Here is an 18,985-nt window from a genome sequence, read left to right as displayed (position 1 = left end):
ACCTGAAACCGGATGCCTACAAGCAGTGGGAGGGTCCTTGAGACCTGACCGCGTACCTCTTGCATAATGGGTCTGTGACTTAGTGTATCATGCAAGCTTAAGCCGTTAGGTGTAGGCGCAGCGAAAGCGAGTCTGAACAGGGCGACAGAGTATGATGCATTAGACCCGAAACCCGGCGATCTATGCATGACCAGGTTGAAGGTGCGGTAACACGCACTGGAGGACCGAACCGTTTAATGTTGAAAAATTATCGGATGAGTTGTGCTTAGGGGTGAAAGGCCAATCAAGCCGGGAAATAGCTGGTTCTCCGCGAAATCTATTGAGGTAGAGCGTCGGATGATTGCCGTTGGGGGTAGAGCACTGGATGGATGCGGGGGTCGCGAGATCTACCAACTCTAACCAAACTCCGAATACCAACGAGTCTAGTCCGGCAGACAGACGGCGGGTGCTAAGGTCCGTCGTCAAAAGGGAAACAGCCCTAACCTACAGCTAAGGTCCCCAAGTCATCACTAAGTGGGAAAGCATGTGGGATTTCCAAAACAACCAGGAGGTTGGCTTAGAAGCAGCCATCCTTTAAAGAAAGCGTAACAGCTCACTGGTCTAAATAAGAGATCCTGCGGCGAAGATGTAACGGGGCTAAAGTGATGCACCGAAGCTTAGGGTGTGCAGTTTACTGCACGCGGTAGCGGAGCGTTCCGTAGGCCGTTGAAGCGATCTGGTAATGGGTCGTGGAGGTATCGGAAGTGCGAATGCAGACATGAGTAGCGATTAACAGTGTGAGATGCACTGTCGCCGAAATTCCAAGGGTTCCTGCTTAAAGCTAATCTGAGCAGGGTAAGCCGGCCCCTAAGACGAGCCCGAAGGGGGTAGTCGATGGGAACCACGTTAATATTCGTGGGCCTGGAGGTGTGTGACGGATGGCGTAACTTGTCTGGCCTTATTGGATTGGTCCAGGCAGGGAAGTTGTCCCAGGAAATAGCCCCTCCGTATAGACCGTACCCTAAACCGACACAGGTGGAATGGTAGAGTATACCAAGGCGTTTGAGAGAAGTATCCTGAAGGAACTCGGCAAATTGCCTCCGTACCTTCGGAAGAAGGAGGCCCCACATCAAGGCAACTTTTTGTGGGGGGCACAGGCCAGGGGGTAGCGACTGTTTAGCAAAAACACAGGGCTCTGCTAAGTCGGCTTCAAGACGACGTATAGGGCCTGACGCCTGCCCGGTGCCTGAAGGTTAAGAGGAGGTGTGCAAGCACTGAATTGAAGCCCAGGTAAACGGCGGCCGTAACTATAACGGTCCTAAGGTAGCGAAATTCCTTGTCGGGTAAGTTCCGACCTGCACGAATGGCGTAACGACTTCCCCACTGTCTCCAGGATATGCTCAGCGAAATTGAATTCTCCGTGAAGATGCGGAGTACCCGCGGTTAGACGGAAAGACCCCGTGCACCTTTACTGCAGCTTCAGAGTGGCATTAGGAAAGAACTGTGTAGCATAGGTGGGAGGCTTTGAAGCCAGGTCGCCAGATCTGGTGGAGCCATAGGTGAAATACCACCCTGTTGTTTTCTGATGTCTAACCTCGCACCGTTATCCGGTGCAGGGACCCTCTGTGGCGGGTAGTTTGACTGGGGCGGTCGCCTCCTAAAGAGTAACGGAGGCGCGCGATGGTGGGCTCAGGACGGTTGGAAACCGTCTGTTAGAGTGCAATGGCATAAGCCCGCCTGACTGCGAGACTGACAAGTCGAGCAGAGACGAAAGTCGGTCATAGTGATCCGGTGGTCCCTCGTGGAAGGGCCATCGCTCAACGGATAAAAGGTACGCCGGGGATAACAGGCTGATGATTCCCAAGAGCTCATATCGACGGAATCGTTTGGCACCTCGATGTCGGCTCATCACATCCTGGGGCTGGAGCAGGTCCCAAGGGTTTGGCTGTTCGCCAATTAAAGTGGTACGTGAGCTGGGTTCAGAACGTCGCGAGACAGTTTGGTCCCTATCTGCCGTGGGCGTCGAAATTTGAGAGGAGTTGACCCTAGTACGAGAGGACCGGGTTGAACATACCTCTGGTGTACCTGTCGTCCTGCCAAGGGCGCAGCAGGGTAGCTATGTATGGACGGGATAACCGCTGAAAGCATCTAAGCGGGAAGCCTCCCTCAAGATAAGATTTCTTCGAGCGGTCGTAGACCACGACCTTGATAGGCCGGATGTAGAAGTGTGGTAACATATGGAGCTAACCGGTCCTAATTGCTCTGATCGCGCCTGAGAGTCCCACCATCAATGACAATGCTGGACACAGCATCAGTCATTGAGCGTGGTGATCACCTCAAGCCAGATACAAGTACAAACATGCGTGCACGGCATCGATTAACAACCCAAAGCGCAAGCTTCATTGCTTGGTGACCATAGCGTCTGTGACCCACCCGATCCCATCCCGAACTCGGCCGTGAAACCAGTCTGCGCCGATGGTACTGTGGCTCAAGCCCCGGAAGAGTAGGGCGTCGCCAGGCATTGAAGCTTGCGCTTTGAAACAACAAACCCATTCACATCTCAAAAAAAGGGCGGCCCATAAAGCCGCCCTTTTGCGCTTCAAGGGAAAAACCGGACACCCGGTCCCTCAAAGCACAAATATCGGTGACGCGGGATGGAGCAGCCCGGTAGCTCGTCAGGCTCATAACCTGAAGGTCGCAGGTTCAAATCCTGCTCCCGCAACCAATGATATTGCGATCGATCACCGGAGGTCGCAAGACGCTTCAGGCCCGCCCTCCCGGCGGGCTTTTTGCGTTCTACTGCTATCGACAGGATGCCGGCAAGATCGCCGCGGACGTCGATCTTCAACCCGCCGTCTTCTGGAACGAGAATGATCTCCTGAACCAAGGAGCAGATAACCTTCGCAGCCTCCAACCGTTCGGTTCGCAGTCCCCCTGCAATGTCTGATACAGTTGATCCAATTGCCACGATAATGGTAAGCCATATTCGGATGCAGAAGCGGCGGCGGTTCGGCGGCATCCGCCACAACTTTCTCCAGTTCCCTCTTGCGATCGTCCGTGGCTTCCATCCTGGCGTTGATCTTGGCCGCAGCACCGCCCTTGAGGATCAGGTTCACGAGGATGTCGAGATCGCGGTCGACCTTCTTGATCTCGATCTTGGCCGCCTCGGTCGACGATCGCCCCTCCATGCGCTGGCGATTCATTTCGCGCGTAAATTCGTCGCAGAACTCCTTGAACAAGGCTGGGTCCATCAGATGACGGTGCAGAGCATGGAGAACCCGCTCCTCGCGACGATCGCGCCGGATGTTCGTCCGGTTGTTGCACGTACCTTTGTTCCGAGCCATCGCAAAGCCGAGTGAAGTGGCTGAGATCATTGTGAGCGCGTGCCGCAGTGCGCGCACTTATGTGAAGCTGACACCGCGGCCCATCATGCCCAGAACGAACTTGCGATGGAGGCGTTCAAAAAAGGGGCTTTGCAGCCGAGGTAGCAAAGGTCCGGAGCGCTCTCCCGAAGGGCACCCCAATAGAGATCTGGCTCCAGAACGAGGCCCGCGTCGGGCAGAAGAACACCATCACTCGTCGCTGGGCGAGGCGAGGCCCGCGACCTTCGGCCCCCAAGGACCAGCGGACCAAGTCGGCCTACATCTTTGGCGCGATCTGGCCCGAACAGGGCAAGGGCGCCGGGTTGCTCCTACCCTTCTGCAACACCCAGAGGATGACGTTGGACCTGGCCGAGATCGCACTCGTCGTCGCGCCGGGCGCGCACGTTGTGGTGCCCATGGATCAGGCCGGATGGCACATGACCGGCAAGCTCGAGGTCCCTGCCAACATCAGCATCGTTGCACTGCCCGCAAAATGTCCAGAACTGAACCCCGTCGAGAACATCTGGCAGTTCATGCGCGACAACTGGCTCTCCAACCGCATCTGCACATCCCCCGACAACATCGTCGATCACTGTTGCGAGGCATGGAACAGACTGATCGAGCGGCCGTGGCGCATCATGAGCATCGGTTGACGCAAATGACACGTCGGTTTTGATCAATGCAGGTTGGCATTAGAAGTCCTCAATCGAGCGTCACGCTGACTAACCGAGGAATAGGGGGCATAAACTGCGGCCTTCACCAGACGACCTCCTGCATCAGGAGCGGGGCGTGCTGCGCTCCTCCAACATTTCGCGATAGGCCTTTCGCGCGGTACGGCGGGCGAGCAAATGAACCAATGCAATAAGGCGCTTATCGCGAGCCCTCGACGCACTGACCGCTGAGGCGTCTGTAAGCGCAACGCATTTCATGCTGCCGCCTAAAGATAGGCAATCAGACGTCCCAAACCAGCTACGCCCAACCATAGTACGATGGATGCCCCGGCCGTGATCCGCAACACCATCGGCGGTTCATTGGTGCCGCCTTTCCAGCATTGCCGGAAGATCGCGGCATTGCCGAGCGCAAGGACGATCAGCCCGAGCTTCCAGGTGAAGATGCTTGACCGCGAGAGCGCCACTGCATCCGTCGCGAACAGCAGCGGGCCGGTCAGAAGCATGAACGTAAGTCCGGCCAGCCCCACAGGTGTGAGTGCCCGCGACAGCAGCATGAGCGGGAGCGAACGAAAGGCGCCGACAATGCGTAGGTCGAGTAGCCCGATACCACCGATCAGCAGGATCATGCCAAGCAGATGCGTGATGTTGGCCAGGGGATAGGCCCAGGCCGATTCCCGAACGAAGCTGCCAAGCGCAGAGCTTTCAATCGCTAAAGCTGCAGCTTCCACAGGGTTCAGCGCAGTTCGACTGTCTTGCGGTCCACCGTCACGCGTTCGATACGCATTTCAGCCGTTCCGTCGGAACGTGGATAGCCTACCAGCGTGACCGGTTTGCCGGAAGTTAACATCGCCTTGGTCAGACCACGCGCCTCCATCCGGGAGACAGGAGCAAGGACGAGGGTCCACTCCTTTTTCTGCCACATGACCTTGGCGCTGCCATGCGGATTGCCCCAGCTGACGGATGACAAAGGAGCGGTGACCGAGAGCGGTTTGGTCGAGTCATAGCTGCTCCAGCCGTGATGCGCGAAGCCCGCCGAAGGAGCGAACATCAACAGCATGGCAAGGCTCGAAACGAGCGCGTTCCTGAAAGGCATTTCGATCTCCCGATCACAACAGCCCGTCGCCCGGCCATGGTTTTACATCCGCTCGATGTCTCGTTCAACGCCCGGTCGCGGCGCGTAGGCAAATCTGCGTTATGTCAACTGGCGTGATCCGCACGTGGTAGCTCAGTTTGAAATTCGGCTATCGACCTCCTCACTGCCATGCCGGTCAAAAAAGCCGAGCGGCTAGAACGGACCGACCGCCTCGACGTGTAGCTGAATGTCGAACAGGAGGAAGTCACCGCATCTCCCATATCACTATGTGACCAAGGCGGGCCTTGCGGAAAGCCGGTGCACTTGTTCCAAGGAAACAGCCCTCGATACACATCACAAGGAGCGATAACCCTATGTCAGCGACTGCCGGCACGTTTTCACAATCGTTCTTCCACGGAACAAAGGCCGATCTGAAACCCGGAGACCTGATCGTCGTCGGCCACCAGTCCAACCATGCCGAGGCCAAACCATTATCTTGGGTATATTTTTCTGGCACGCTGGATGCTGCGATCTGGGGCGCCGAACTGGCCGCCGGCAGTGGAAGAGAACGGATTTATGTCGTGGAGCCAACCGGGCCGATCGAGGACGACCCCAACCTGACGGACAAGAGGTTCCCTGGTAATCCGACATTGTCCTATCGCTCCCGCGACCCGCTGCGCGTCATTGCCGAAGTGACGCAGTGGCAAGGACACCCGCCTGAACGGCTACAGGAGATGAAGGACGGTCTCGCCCGTTTGAAGGCGGAGGGTGCCGACATCATCGATTAACCTGATTGGGAACGGCGGTGTCCGCCCTTTGAGGCATAAAACTCGTCGTTCCGCTTTCCACCGGAAGCCGAAATTCAAACTAAGACACTGCCGGTCCGCAGCCGAAGTTTGCCGGTCCGGGTGGCGTTGCCCGGCTAGATACGCACCGCCATCCTGGCAAAATTTAAGCAGGAACGGCGTGGTTAAAGCCACTTTCTGCATTCCTGCTTTAAACAAAGCTCACTCAGTATAGGTGGCACGCAACGCGGCCACATCAACTGCGCTGACGCCCAATGCCTTGTCGAGATAGGCTTCGACAGAACCGTAACGCTGGTCGATTTCCTCTAGCGCCGAACTCAAAAACGCCTTGCCGTCAGCATCCTTGAGCGGCTGGGGCTTCGTGCCCTTATACTGAGCGAACATCCGGGCAGCGGCATTATCCGGGAACGCCGCCGGATCATACGGAGCGGTTTCATATTCCGGTCGGCGGTATTGGGTCGACAGATGATAGTCCGCAATGATGACATCCCGCGGAACGCCCAGGGCCGACAGGATCAACGCCGTCGCCAGCCCGGTGCGGTCCTGCCCCGCCGAACAGTTATAAGCCAGCGCCCCCCGGTTTGCGAGCAGGCGGTCGAACAGCACGCGGAACTGCGGTGCCATTATGTCGGGCATCCTGCGGTAGAGCGCCCCGCCATTGGCCAATGCCTGGCCAGTTGAGGGCTTCATCGCGCTGGTGATCGCCGTCATGGAATAGCCTACCGCATTGTAGGGCACACCGACGATACGGCTGGGTGCGAGTTGGCGCTCCTCGCTGGACCGCAGGTCAACCATATTGCCAAGGTGCAGGCCCTCGATGAGCTTGAGGTCGCCCTTGGTCAACACCGGCGTAGCGCCGGACCGATAGATCATGCCCCATTTCACATACCGTCCGCCTGCCGCCGGATATCCGCCGATGTCGCGGAAATTGGAACCCTGCTCCAGCGGCAACACCCGCTCGGCGATGCGAATTGCCTTGCCGTCCTGCTGATCCTTCAGCAGGAAGAAAGCGCGCTCGCCCGGCTTGACCGCCTGCTCATGCACGCCGTCCCTGTCCTTGGCAGACACCAGCGCCGATGCGGTTGCCGGAGCATCCGCCTTGTCGGACATGAATACATCGACGGCGTTTTTCCCGGTCCAGCTGATCTTCAAACGATCGGGCGCGATCCGCTCGACCATCGGGCTTGCAGGCACCTCCGCCGCAGCCATGGGGGAGGCTGCGGCACTTCCGAGCAGAAGGGCCGCAAGTGCAACGGACTTCATCATGATGGTCATCCCCATTTTAGAAATTGGCTTTGACGCCAAACAGATAGCGCGTGCCAAACAATTCCACTTCATAAGGCGTGGCATCGCTGCCGGTATAACGGATCCCCGGCTCATTGGTCAGGTTGACGACATCGGCATAGAGCGTGAAGCCCTGCACCAGTTCATAACGGACGGACAGGTCGACCCGCTCGTTGCTCGCCCAGTAAATGTCGGACGTGGCATCGACCGAAATGTCATCGAGCCATTTGGTGCGGTGCTGGTAGCCCACCCGCGCGGAAAAACCGTCCTTCTCATAGAATAGCGACAGGTTCGTGATGCGCTTCGACGTGCCGGGGAAGGCTACCTTTCGGCCGGACGGCAGTTCAAAATCGCCATCCACCAACGTCAGGCTCGCCTGCGCCCCCAGTCCATCGAACGGCGCCGGGAGGAAGGTGAAGGGCTGATTATAGGCGAACTCGACGCCGTAGAGTTTTCCGTCGCCGCCATTCAGCGTGGAGCTGTAAATGTAGCCCGAACGGTCCACGCCGCCAAAGTCGAACCGGTTGTCTCCGACCGGCGCTGTGGTGTCGAACAGTGTGTCCTTGACCTTGCGGTAGAAGCCGTTGACCGACAGCAACGAAGCCGGTCCAAAATACCACTCGGCCGAAGCATCGACGCCGAACGCCCGTTCCGGCTTCAGCGCGGGATTGCCGCCGATGATGGACTGGATGCCTGCCGCATCATTGATGGTGACGGTCGCCCGCTGCTCGACGAAGCTGGGCCGCGCCGCGCCGCTGACGAAGGAGGCGCGCAACTTGAGTTCATCGGTTGCGTCATAGTTAAGGTGGAGGCTGGGATAGACGAAGGTGTAATCGCTGCTGACCGCCACCGGGGCCAAGGCTCCGCCCACTCCTGCCGTGCCGGTGGAGCGGATTTTCGTATTTTCCACCCGCGCGCCCGCGACGATGGACAGGTCGTCCGTTTTCCAGCTCACCGACGCATAGCCGGCGATGATCCGTTCCTTGACCGTATTCGCCAGTGCAGGGTTCCGGCTCGGCACGGCGAAGGTGCCGCCCGCCGCATTCGCTTCGCGTGCGCCCGCGATCAGCGCGTCGAGCTGCTGGCGCATCCCCTTGTTGTTCAGATAGTTGAAGACGTAGCCACGATCGAGATCTTCATCGACGGGCGTCCCGGTAACGAAGGCGCCGGGCGTCCAGGGCAGGCCCAGTGCGGCAGCCACATCGCGCATGGCGAATGATCCGCTGGTGCCATCGGGTCGCAACAGAGCCAGGGCGCCCGGATCGACCGACTTGCGATCGTCATATTGACCGCCGAACGAGACGATGATCGCATCCGAAACATCATAGTCAAAGTCGGCCTTGCCGGTATAGCTCTTGGTCTTGCTGCCCATCACATAGGCGGTGAGCGTTTCGCGGTCGAAGGCGAATTGGTCGAGCGCGCCGCTGCTGCCGTTCGCGTTGGTGACGGTCAGGACCGGAAGATTATATTTGCCCGTGCTGTATGTGACGTCGGGGCGAAGCGCGGCAGTGGTCGACGACTGGCTGATGATCGGCAGGTCGATCTTGCTCTCCGTCTCGACATAGGCGGCATCCCAGTTCGCGCGCAGCCGACCGAAATCATGATCGCCATGCAATATGTTGACGAAGGTGGACGTCTTGTATTCGCCTTGTTCGAACGCCCCCGTTACGTTGGCGTCCACCGTAGTGCCGCTGGTCCCGGTGCGGTCCGCGCCGGTGAAGGTGAAGGTATACTGGTTGCGCTGCTCATGATCGAGAAATTCGGTGTAGAGGCTGGTGGCGCTGATATGATGGCCATCGGCCGGTCGGAATTCGATCTTGCCCGAAAGCGAGTTGATCTCCCGCTCGATAATATATTTCGCATTGCGAAGCTCCCGCAGCGCACCTGCGGCGTCGTAGCGCGGCTCGCTGTTGTCGGTCTGCTGTTCAAACTGGCTGTGAGACGCGGCCACCGTGATGCCAAAGACGTTGCTGCCATAGCTTAAGCGGCCCGCCGCCTGTTCCTGCGGCCCATTGCCCAGGTCGACAAAGCCATAGCCAAGGTCGAGATAGCCATGGAAGCCTGGCTTATCGAGGGCGGAGAAGGTCTTGATATTGACCCGGCCCGCCAGCGCCTCGGCAGGCATGTCCGGCAGCAACGTCTTGTTGAGTTCCACCGTGCTGATAAGCGCGGCCGGGACGGAGTCGAAGCGGAAGATGCGCTCCTCTGCGCCCAGCACATTGACGCCGTCAAACGAAACGACGGTCCAGCGGGTCGGCGCGCCCCGCACCTGAACATAGCGTTCCTGACCCTGGTCACGCTGCACGCCGATGCCGGGGAGGCGGGCAAGCGCAGCAGCGACGGTCTGGTCGGGGAAACGGCCCGCATCGTCGGCGGTGATGGCGTTGACGACATTGTCCGCCTCCCGCTGCACCAGGAGCGATGCTTCCAGGCTTTCGCGAATAGGGGAACCGTTGACGACGATCGCCTCCGCTTCATCCACCGCCACCGCCTCGGCCGATACTGCTGGGACGGCGGCACTATTCTCTTCTGCCGCTGCATTTTGCGCCATGATCGCAGCCATGGCCGTTCCGGCGACAAGCGCCGCCCTCAAGATGTCGTTTGTCATTGGTGAGCCCCTTCTCGTTTCGTTGGGGGGCACCTAGACGGGCATTATGACTGTGGAGCGTAGCGATGATGATGACAGCGTTACCGCGTCGTGACCTATATGTGACACCGCAACGAGGCATGAGAGAGCGTCATCATTCACCGCTAATGTTGAACGCCTTCGTTCGGACGGCCATGAAGCGCCATGCAATCTGGCGACCTTGAGATCAGCGAGGTTTTTTGCTAATGGCGTTCGCTGCAACGCAGGCGATCCTGCCTTTGCGGCGCGGCACGCGCCATCGACACAAAATTTCCAAGGATAAAAATTGTCTTCTTATAAAGCTCCTTCGTTCCAAGACCGCATTGCCGCAGCAGGATCCGCCAAACAGAAGGCTCTGGATGCATTGAGAGCCAAGCCGCCCGTCGATGAGGCAATTTTGGCGGAGCGACGCCGGGCGAGCGAAGCTAAAGATCAAGCAATTGCAATCGAGCGGGCTGCCAAGGCTGAGTCTGTTGCTTTGGCCAAAGCGCAAAAGGCAGAACGCAAAGCGGCAGAGCTGGCGGCGGAAGCCGAAAAGCAAGCAGCCGCAGAGGCCGCCGCAGCACTCAAGGCCGCCAGGTTGACACCCGCCAGCGCCGCTGAAATGAAGGCTGCGCGCGATGCGCGTTACGCTGCGCGCAAAGCCCGAAAATAGTTAGCTGATGCTGGCGCTGGCGTGCCAACAGGCGTCTTGCAGGGTGATGGGGCAAGTCCGACCCATCACATAACCTGTTGCTCAGGACAGCGCATCAACGCTGAGCATCCCCGGAGTTTCGGAGAAAATATGGCCGACTTGTATCTGAAAGCGTTGGAGTCGGAACGTCGAAGCCTATGGGCCGAATGCAGGCTGAAGGGTCTCGCAAAGGATACCCCGCAGCGTATTCGCATAGCGGAACTGGATGGATTGCTAGCCGAGCATAAAGCCAGGAAAAGCAGCGGATCTGCTCCGTCCGGCCCTGAAAACTGTTGATTGCCGCTGAGAAGTGCCCCTGGAAGGGCATAAATTTCCACTGAGAATTGACCCATGTTGAACTCGCCCCTGGCTTTGACGAGCGGGGGATCGTGGAGAGTTGGACATGGCGTTATTGAGCGTCATGCCGCTCTCATGTTCTGGAATTTTGAGGCTTGATCGCCTAAACAGGATCGCGAAAAGACTCGCATTCTCCAAAGATCGAGATGAAAATATTGCAGGTTCATCTCTCGCGCGACCATGGGTTCAGGCAGAGGAGATCATCATGAGAGGATTTGTCGGCAACATTGACGAATTGACGGAAAGCAATTCCGACTTCCGCCATGTGCTTTATACTGGCTGCAATCTGCAACTGGTACTCATGGCGATAGCGCCGGGCGACCAGATCGGGGAAGAAGTGCATGAGGATCGCGATCAGTTCTTCCGCGTTGAATTCGGAGAAGGCGAGGTCCAGATCGACGGCGTCTCCACCGCCATTGCCGCCGACGACGCCATTATCGTGCCCGCGGGCGCCCGGCACAATATCATCAATAGAGGAACGGGATTGCTCCAGCTCTACACCATCTATGGCCCGCCCGAACATGTCGATGGCACCATCCACCGCACCAAGGCAGATGCAGAGGGAAGTCACGAGCATTTTGACGGACGTACTACTGAGTAGCGGAGGCAGTCGCGGCAGGAGATAGTGATCAGTTGGTCGTTGTGAATAATCCACTGGAAGAGGAAAGCCCATGTACAATCGGATACTCATCTCGACCGACGGATCGGAAATCGCGCAAAAGGGCGTGGACCATGGCCTGGCGCTGGCAAAGACCCTGGGCGCCGAGGTAACGATCATCACCGTGACTGAACGTTTCCCGGTGTACACCAGCGGAGTGGGCTATGATCTTGCCTGGAGCGGTGTCGCGCTGGCTGAATATGCCGAAGGCCAGACGAAGGCGGCGGACAGCATACTGGCTGCCGCGCAACAATCGGCGCAGCGATTGGGCGTGACCGCCGACACGCTCCATGTCCCGGAAGCGGAGGTGGCCGAGGCGATCATCGCGGCTGCGCAGGAGCGGAACTGTGACCTGATCGTCATGGCTTCGCATGGGCGCCGGGGATTGGGTCGCCTGATGCTGGGAAGCAAGGCGTCCGAAGTGCTGGCGCACACCAATATTCCCGTGCTTGTGGTTCGCTGAGTTCCCGGCCGGGCGCCGTTTGAGCGCCCCGTTGGTCAACTCGCCTTCTGGGCGCACTCGATGCACAGGGCCGCTTCAGGCCGGGCCTCCAGACGCTGCGGCGCTATGGTGCTGCCGCAGTGCACGCATTCCCCATAGGTGCCGTTCTCGATCCTTGAAAGGGCACGCTGCACGGAGGCGATCTCGCGCGCGATCAAGGCGGCCTGCGCCTCCAGCGAGGCGTCGTCTTCCTTCTCTACCGCCCTTTCCGATGAATCCGGGTTCAGCGGCTCGGACAGATCATCGGCAACGCTTTTCTGGCGGCGCTCCAGTTCCGCCAGCTGCACTTCCAGACGCGATTTCGCAGAGTTCGGATCAATCACGGCAATTCTCCTATTCCTGTCCTGCCTGAACTGTGAGCCGAACGCGCATCGAAGCGCCAGGCTATGCCGACGCCGCCTGCCATCAATGCGACAGGAAAATGGAAAGCGCCGGACGTTCGAGCACCGACCGGGTGGCGCCGCCCAGGACGAATTCACGGACCCGTGAATGCCCATAGGCGCCCATGACCAGCAAATCGCTTTCCGATTCCGTGCAATAGGCTTGCAGCGCCTGTCCCGCATCACGCCCTGCGGCCGGGATCTCGATAGCGTTGGCGGTGATGCCATGGCGTCCAAGATGGCGAACGACATCGGAAACCGACGCGGCCGGTGACAGATCCTTGTCGCCCGTGACGACGGCGACTTCGACCGTCCTGGCTGAGCCGCAAAAGCCAAGTGCGTCAGCCAGCGCGCGCGCTGCCGCCCTGCTCCCATCCCAGCCGACGACCACATGATCGAATGTGCCGTTGCGGGCATCTTCGGTTATCAAAAGGATTGGACGCCCGGATTCAAAGGTCAAACCTTCCACGCATGCAGCTTGCTCGTGCCCATGGACCGGCACGACGAGCAGGTCATAGGCGCGCGCCTTGCTGGCAATCTGCCAGTGCGAGATCATCCCCACGCATTCCACGAGCATCGCCTCGCCTCTGATGTCTTCGCTTGCCGAGGCAGAGAATTGAGCGAGCAGGGCCTGTGCATTTTCCGCGCTCTTGCGGTTTTCCGCAGCAATCATGCCGGCGGCATTGATCAGCGTGTCGGCGAGCCAATTGGACGCCGGAGGAATGCGGACCTGACACACACCGACCGACAGCGTGGCGCCCAGCGCGCTGGCGAGGGCCAGCGCATTATCCAGCGCCCAACCGGGGGTTGGCTCGGGATAGCTGTTCATTTGCAAAATAATGTCACGCAGCGCCATGCTACTCTCCAGCGGCCGGGGATCTTTCAAGTGCGTCCCGGCATCGTTGCTCATCATGCCAGTAACAGGCTTCCAGAGCCACTGCCCAACGCAAATCGAACGTGGGTGGGCGCTCGCTGCGCGCGCCGACCATGGCGGGGGAAATGGGTGAGGGGGATCGCTTCGCCCCTATGCAACTGACTCCCCACGCAAACGCCGGGATGAAACGAAATTAAATTGCGATGAAACGAAATTGGGGGCGGCACGTTTTAACAAGCAGCTATCGTGCTGCGGCGGGCAGTTTCCAGATGGTTCCGACTGAAAAGATGGAAGGGCCGCCGCGTCACCGGATGTGAGGAGGGCGATGACGACCTTATTGGGATCATCGGAACCAGGAGCTGGCGGCTACCGCCGCTTGACGGATTTGCGCGCGCATAGCAGCTGGAGGGGCATAGGGCGTCGCCCTCGAATGACTGCGATGGCGGTAGCGGCGGTCGTATTTCTGATTTTCGCTATTGTCGAACTTCGCACCTCTTACATCCAGTCCCACCTGTTCTCGCGGCTGGCGGACCGCATGCATTTCCACATGGACGATGGCGCAAGCGAGGACATTGCCTTTCCTGCCCATGGCCCGTTCGACAAACGATTGGGCTATGTTCAACTGCCCGGTTACATCGCTGCACTTTCGCGGGAAGGCTACATGGTCGAGCGGCAGGCGCGGACGTCATCCACGCTGCAATGGTTTCAGGGTCTGGGCGGATTTCCCCCTTATCGCGAGAAAAGCTCTGCGGGCCTGACGCTGGAGGGGGCCAGGGGACAGCCCATTTTTTCCTACCGCGATCCGTCCCAAATCTATCGTTCCTATGACGATGTACCCGACCTTGCGGTTCGTAGCCTGCTCTTCGTGGAAAATCGCGATTTGCTGAGCTTGCGGTATCCGCGCCGCAATCCCGCGGTCGAATGGGACAGGCTTGGCCTCGCCCTCATCAGCTTCGGGGCCAGCGGCGAGGGCGAGCGCAGTCCCGGCGGCAGCACCGTGGCGACGCAAATGGAAAAGCTGCGTCATTCACCGCGTGGACGGACGACCGGGCCGATCGAAAAGCTGCGGCAGATGACGTCTGCCAGCCTGCGCGCCTACCATTCTGGCCTCAATACGGTCGATTTCCGCAAGCAGACCGTCGTGGACGCGCTCAACCTGATACCGCTTGCGGGCTTTCGCCGTCATGGGGAGGTCATCGGCCTCGGCGATGGATTGCAGCTTTGGTACGGAGCCGATTTCGCCAGTGTGAACAGGGTGCTGCGCATGCCCGCACGAACCGGTTCGGAATTACGCCAACAGGGTCTTGCGCTGAAACAGGTTCTCAGCCTGGTCATCGCGCAGCGCCGCCCCGCTCATTATCTGGGGACGGGCCGCGATGAACTGGAAGCGCTGACCGAAAGCTATCTTCGCCTGATGGTCGCGGAAAACATCATCGGGTCCGATCTTGGTGAAGCGGCCATTGGCACGCGGCTCACTTTCAACACCACGCCCCCTGCCGCCCCGCCCTTGTCCGATTCCGTGGCGAAGGCGGCGAATGCGTTGCGGCTCAATTTGGCCCGGCTCATCAAGACGCCGAGCTTCTACGATCTCCACAGGCTCGACCTCACCGTCGAAACGTCGATCGACAGGAAAGCTCAGGCGGAAGCGACGGCGCTGCTACGCAGTTTGCGGGAGCCTGAAGGCTTATCGGAACTGGGACTTACCGGCCCGCGTCTGCTCAGCGGAAGCGCACCGGCGCAGGTGAATTACAGTTTCACGCTGTATGAACGCGGCGCTGGTTCTACCCATGTGCGCGTCCAGACTGACAGCCTTGACGGTCCGCTGGACGTCAACGCCGGGACGAAGCTGGAACTGGGGTCCACGGCGAAGGTTCGCACGCTTCTCTCCTATCTCAACATCATCGCGGATCTTCACGATGACCTTCGGACCATGCCGTCCGCTGAACTCAACCGCCTCGTCCAGCAAGGCGATCCGTTGACCGCGTGGGTTGCCGGGCAGTTGCTGGAACATGGCGACAGGGGCACAGCGGCCATCGTCGATGCGGCGATGGAGAAGAAATATTCCGCGGGCACGGGCGAGCGGTTCTTCACCGCCGGGGGCATGCACCGCTTTGCCAATTTCAATCGGCGGCATGGCGGGCAAATGACGGTGTCCTACGCGCTGCAACAGAGCGTCAACCTCGTCTTCATCCGCATGATGCGCGACATAGTGGATTATCACCTCGCCCGCATTCCGGGCGCGGCGGGAATTTTCGAAAGGCCCGATCACCCGCGCCGGGACTATTACCTGCGGCGCTTCATCGACATGGAGGGTCGCCAATATCTCGCCCGGTTCCGCCCCCAATATCGGGAGCTGGATCCCGCCGCGATCATGAGCCATGTCGCCGAACGCGCCAAATATTTGCGCCCCCGGCTGGCGGCGGCCTTCCGAACCGTTCGGCCCGATGCCGACTTTGATCAGTTTTCCGCCTTCATCCGGCAATGGGCAAAAACCCCGCCGGATGATGAGGAAGACATGCGGAAGCTGTATGAAACCTACGCGCCTGACCGGCTGAGCCTCGCCGACCGATCCTATATCGCCGACATCCACCCGCTCGAACTGTGGCTGGCGGGCTATCTCTACACGCATCCCGGTGCGTCGTGGGACGACATCGTCGCGGCAAGCGCCGATGTGCGGCAGGAAGCCTATCTCTGGCTGCTCAAGCCCAATCGTTTCGCCGCGCAGAACCGGCGGATCAGGACCATGCTGGAAAAACAGGCCTTTGTTCCGATCCACAAGGATTGGCAGCGGCTGGGCTATCCCTTCGAAACGCTCGTGCCCTCCTATGCCACCGCCATCGGCACATCGGGCGACCGCCCCGACGCGCTGGCGGAACTGATGGGCATTGTCGCGAGCGGGGGTTACCGTTCCGCGCCCCGGCTGATCGACAGGCTGCATTTTGCGGAGGGCACCCCCTATGAAACCGTGATGAAGGCACAGCCGAAAGCCGGTGTCAGGGTGCTTCGGCCCGAAATCGCCCACGCGGTGCGTCGGGGATTGGTCGATGTCGTCGAAAATGGAACCGCGCGGCGGGCCTATGAAGCGGTCACCGCTGCGGACGGCTCTGCGATGATGATCGGCGGCAAGACGGGAACCGGCGACAATCGCCACATGCGATACGGGTCTGGCGGGCGTCTCGTCGGATCGGAGGCGCGGTCCCGTACAGCCACCTTCGCCTTCTTCATCGGCCAGCGCCATTTCGGCACGATCACGGCCTTCGTGGAAGGGGAAGAGGCGTCGCAATATCGGTTCACCAGCGCCTTGCCCGCGCAATTGTTCACGCTTCTCGCGCCTGTCATCCAGCAAGTGATCGGCGAACGATCGTCAGCAAAGCCGCCCGATCCCGCTCCCGCAATCCGCACGGATTGGCAGGCGTTGCTGAACCGGCCAAATCCCCTTGCGGTCAACAGGCCGACGCTTCGGCACCCGCCATCGCTGCTGACCTCGTTCGATGGATGGCGGTGAAATAGCCCTCTACAGGCCGTTCGGGGTCCGGTTCCGCAACTGATTGTCGCGATGGATCGACATCAATATCCCCAGCAGGATCAGAACGGTCATCATGGCCGATCCGCCATAGGACATGAGCGGCAGCGGAATGCCGACCACTGGCGCCAGCCCCATCACCATGGACAGATTGATGCCGACATACAGGAACAGCGTGAAGGTCAAACCCATGGCGGTCAGGCGCGTGAACACGGATGTCGACCGCATGGCCAGGTTCAGCCCCCACCAGATCAGATAGCCATAGGCGAAGATCACGAACAGCCCGCCCATCATTCCCCATTCCTCCATCATCGTGGCGAAGATGAAGTCGGTATGCGTTTCGGGCAGATAGGCCAGATGGCTCTGCGTGCCGTTGAGGAAGCCCTTGCCGAATATGCCGCCCGATCCGATGGCGATCTTCGACTGGGAAATATGATAGCCGGTGCCCAGTGGATCGCTTTCCGGGTCCATGAAAGTGAGCACCCGGTTCTTCTGATAGTCGTGCAGCATCCCCCAGGCGACCGGCAGCATGGAAAGGACGATCGCGCCCGCGCCGATAAACCAGCGCAGGTGCGTGCCCGCCATGAAGATCAGCAGCGTTCCCGCCATCGTGATCATCAGGGCGGTGCCAAGATCGGGTTGCAGCATGACGAGGCCAGCGGGCACCGCGATCAGCCCCGCCGGGATGAGCAGCACGAACGGTGCGCTGACGAACATGGGCGGCACGCGATGGTAGAAACGCGCCAGGGTGAGGACGATCGCCAGCTTCATGAATTCCGAAGGCTGGAGCCGGATGAAGCCCAGGTCGATCCAGCGCTGCGCCCCCATGCCGATCTTGCCGAACAATTCCACGATCAGCAGCAGCGCCAATGTCACGCCATAGAAGGGATAGGCAAAGCGCATCCAGACACTGACCGGCACGAGCGACAGGACCAACATCCCGCCGGCAAGCACGACGAAACGCAAGGCCTGGTTCGAAGCCCAGGGCGTCATGCTCCCGCCCGCCGCAGAATAGAGCGTTGCAAGCCCCAGCGTCGTGATCGCCAGGACCGTGAACAACATGCTCCATGGAAGCGCGCGCAGGGGTGCGGGAATCAGCAATGCCCCAAACTCCGTCGATCTTACGCGTTGATGGTCAGAACGGCACCTTTGGTCACTCGACGGCGGGATTGCAACCTGCCGAATCGTGCCGCTGGCATACAGCTGTCCGCCCGGTGGCGCGGACCCGTCGTGCAAAGCCAGCCGAAATCATTTATTACAATAGTTACACCTTCGACGTCCGCCATCATGATAAAAGAAAGCGTCAAGGAGAGGAGAAGGCAAAATGACCTTTGCAACGATATTGGTCGCGATCGACATAAATGATCCCGAACACGCCAGGTCCGCGCTTGAAGCCGCCCGTTCCCTGAAGGCGTCTCAGGCCGGGGCGACGAAGATCAACATCCTCTATGTCCGCTATTATCTGCCGGTCAGATATGCGGAATTGCTTTCGGGGGATTTCGACACGCAGGAAATTGAGGAAGCACGCCGCCGCATCCATGACTGGAAAATCGAATATGGGCTGAAGGACGCCAATTTCATCACGCGCCGCGGAACGGTGAGGGACGAAGTTTTCGAAGAAGCGCGGCGAAGCAAGGCGGACCTTATCATCATCGGGTCGCATCAGCCGTCATTGTCATCGCGGATGCTGGGATCCAACGCCTCCGCCATCGTCAGGAATTCGCCCATCAGCGTCCTGATAGCGCGCGACAAAGCCGTCTAGTTCGGTCCATGCGAATGGGCCGGGATGCCGGCCTGTTCAAACGCCGCGATCGGTCTATTCCCGTTCGTCCTGCACGCCGAACGTGGCCCAGTCCGCATTCCCGCCCGGCCCGTCGGGCAAGTCGCCCTCCGACTGGCCGGCGGCGTCCGGATGACTGTGACGCCCATGGATATAGGCTTTGGCGATCATGTTGGCCGAAATCGGCGCGGTTATGAACAGAAACAGCGCGATCAGCAGCTCGTGCGCCGACCATGAAAGCCCATGTGTCGGGAAATAGAGCATGGACGCGATCAGGCAACCGCCCACCCCCAGCGTGGTCGCCTTGGTAGGGCCATGCAAACGGGTCATCAGCGAAGGAAGGCGCGCAAGCCCCCAACTGCCGATCAGCGCAAAGGCGCCCCCCAGCAGGATCAACAGGGCGATGGCGATGTCGATGAAATCGGTCATGTCCTGTTC

Annotated in this window: 15 protein-coding genes, 1 tRNA gene, 2 rRNA genes and 1 pseudogene (1 of these 19 only partly in view); 11 read left to right on the top strand and 8 right to left on the bottom strand. The window is 59.5% G+C overall.

Annotation, left to right across the window (positions count from 1 at the left end):
* The 5 genes and pseudogenes from K663_RS19135 to K663_RS24475 form a co-directional block, all read left to right on the top strand.
* Window positions 1-2,256 (top strand): 23S ribosomal RNA (locus K663_RS19135); it begins 539 nt to the left of the window's first position.
* A 128-nt stretch (window positions 2,257-2,384) separates the two neighbouring features.
* Window positions 2,385-2,499, top strand: a 5S ribosomal RNA gene (gene rrf / locus K663_RS19130).
* A 128-nt stretch (window positions 2,500-2,627) separates the two neighbouring features.
* Window positions 2,628-2,704, top strand: a tRNA-Met gene (locus tag K663_RS19125).
* Between the two features lie 265 nt (window positions 2,705-2,969).
* Window positions 2,970-3,338, top strand: a complete 369-nt coding sequence (locus K663_RS19115) for a hypothetical protein (protein WP_062121628.1) — start codon at window positions 2,970-2,972, stop codon at window positions 3,336-3,338.
* Window positions 3,339-3,404: 66 nt separating this feature from the next.
* Window positions 3,405-3,994 (top strand): annotated as a pseudogene (locus K663_RS24475) (IS630 family transposase); the annotation flags it as partial.
* A gap of 284 nt (window positions 3,995-4,278) precedes the next feature.
* Here K663_RS24475 and K663_RS19105 read toward each other — a convergent pair.
* A complete protein-coding gene (locus K663_RS19105; RefSeq protein ID WP_062121626.1) occupies window positions 4,279-4,740 on the bottom strand; it encodes a hypothetical protein in 462 nt (153 codons plus the stop codon).
* Window positions 4,741-4,745: 5 nt separating this feature from the next.
* On the bottom strand, window positions 4,746-5,105 hold the full coding sequence (locus K663_RS19100; RefSeq protein WP_062121625.1) for a DUF6152 family protein: 360 nt from the start codon (window positions 5,103-5,105) through the stop codon (window positions 4,746-4,748).
* Window positions 5,106-5,458: 353 nt separating this feature from the next.
* On the opposite strand from K663_RS19100, the gene arr reads away from it, so the two are divergent.
* On the top strand, window positions 5,459-5,872 hold the full coding sequence (gene arr, locus K663_RS19095; RefSeq protein WP_062121624.1) for an NAD(+)--rifampin ADP-ribosyltransferase: 414 nt from the start codon (window positions 5,459-5,461) through the stop codon (window positions 5,870-5,872).
* A 219-nt stretch (window positions 5,873-6,091) separates the two neighbouring features.
* Here arr and K663_RS19090 read toward each other — a convergent pair whose 3' ends face one another.
* Both K663_RS19090 and K663_RS19085 read right to left on the bottom strand, forming a co-directional pair.
* Window positions 6,092-7,156, bottom strand: a complete 1,065-nt coding sequence (locus K663_RS19090) for a tyrosine-protein phosphatase (RefSeq protein WP_235589591.1) — start codon at window positions 7,154-7,156, stop codon at window positions 6,092-6,094.
* 16 nt (window positions 7,157-7,172) lie between these two features.
* Window positions 7,173-9,782: a TonB-dependent receptor gene (locus K663_RS19085; RefSeq protein ID WP_083536038.1), complete on the bottom strand. Its 2,610-nt coding sequence runs from the start codon at window positions 9,780-9,782 to the stop codon at window positions 7,173-7,175.
* 304 nt (window positions 9,783-10,086) lie between these two features.
* On the opposite strand from K663_RS19085, the gene K663_RS19080 reads away from it, so the two are divergent.
* The 3 genes from K663_RS19080 (at window position 10,087) to K663_RS19070 (ending at window position 11,951) form a co-directional block, all read left to right on the top strand.
* A complete protein-coding gene (locus K663_RS19080; protein ID WP_062121622.1) occupies window positions 10,087-10,455 on the top strand; it encodes a DUF6481 family protein in 369 nt (122 codons plus the stop codon).
* Between the two features lie 580 nt (window positions 10,456-11,035).
* A complete protein-coding gene (locus K663_RS19075) occupies window positions 11,036-11,431 on the top strand; it encodes a cupin domain-containing protein (RefSeq protein ID WP_062121621.1) in 396 nt (131 codons plus the stop codon).
* 70 nt (window positions 11,432-11,501) lie between these two features.
* The gene (locus tag K663_RS19070) at window positions 11,502-11,951 is read left to right on the top strand and encodes a universal stress protein (RefSeq protein ID WP_062121620.1); all 450 of its coding nucleotides are present in this window, start codon (window positions 11,502-11,504) and stop codon (window positions 11,949-11,951) included.
* Between the two features lie 35 nt (window positions 11,952-11,986).
* Here the strand turns inward: K663_RS19070 and K663_RS19065 are convergent, their stop codons facing one another.
* Both K663_RS19065 and K663_RS19060 read right to left on the bottom strand, forming a co-directional pair.
* The gene (locus tag K663_RS19065; protein ID WP_062121619.1) at window positions 11,987-12,313 is read right to left on the bottom strand and encodes a TraR/DksA family transcriptional regulator; all 327 of its coding nucleotides are present in this window, start codon (window positions 12,311-12,313) and stop codon (window positions 11,987-11,989) included.
* Between the two features lie 82 nt (window positions 12,314-12,395).
* On the bottom strand, window positions 12,396-13,226 hold the full coding sequence (locus K663_RS19060) for a universal stress protein (RefSeq protein ID WP_062121681.1): 831 nt from the start codon (window positions 13,224-13,226) through the stop codon (window positions 12,396-12,398).
* Between the two features lie 448 nt (window positions 13,227-13,674).
* Here K663_RS19060 and K663_RS19055 point away from each other — a divergent pair, with 448 nt between their 5' ends.
* A complete protein-coding gene (locus K663_RS19055) occupies window positions 13,675-16,749 on the top strand; it encodes a transglycosylase domain-containing protein (protein ID WP_158511238.1) in 3,075 nt (1,024 codons plus the stop codon).
* Between the two features lie 9 nt (window positions 16,750-16,758).
* On the opposite strand, the gene rodA is transcribed toward K663_RS19055, so the two are convergent.
* On the bottom strand, window positions 16,759-17,829 hold the full coding sequence (gene rodA / locus K663_RS19050; RefSeq protein ID WP_062121680.1) for a rod shape-determining protein RodA: 1,071 nt from the start codon (window positions 17,827-17,829) through the stop codon (window positions 16,759-16,761).
* Between the two features lie 262 nt (window positions 17,830-18,091).
* Here rodA and K663_RS19045 point away from each other — a divergent pair, with 262 nt between their 5' ends.
* Window positions 18,092-18,529, top strand: coding sequence for a universal stress protein (locus K663_RS19045; RefSeq protein WP_062121617.1), 438 nt, complete (start codon window positions 18,092-18,094; stop codon window positions 18,527-18,529).
* A 54-nt stretch (window positions 18,530-18,583) separates the two neighbouring features.
* Here the strand turns inward: K663_RS19045 and K663_RS19040 are convergent, their stop codons facing one another.
* Window positions 18,584-18,976 (bottom strand): Na+/H+ antiporter subunit G, encoded by a 393-nt coding sequence (locus K663_RS19040; RefSeq protein WP_062121616.1) that lies wholly within the window; start codon window positions 18,974-18,976, stop codon window positions 18,584-18,586.
* Window positions 18,977-18,985 lie beyond the last annotated feature (9 nt).

This window comes from Sphingobium sp. MI1205 (genome assembly GCF_001563285.1).
Taxonomy (GTDB): domain Bacteria; phylum Pseudomonadota; class Alphaproteobacteria; order Sphingomonadales; family Sphingomonadaceae; genus Sphingobium.
The sequence above is the reverse complement of the archived record's forward strand: the minus strand, read 5'-3'. Positions and strand labels throughout refer to the sequence as shown.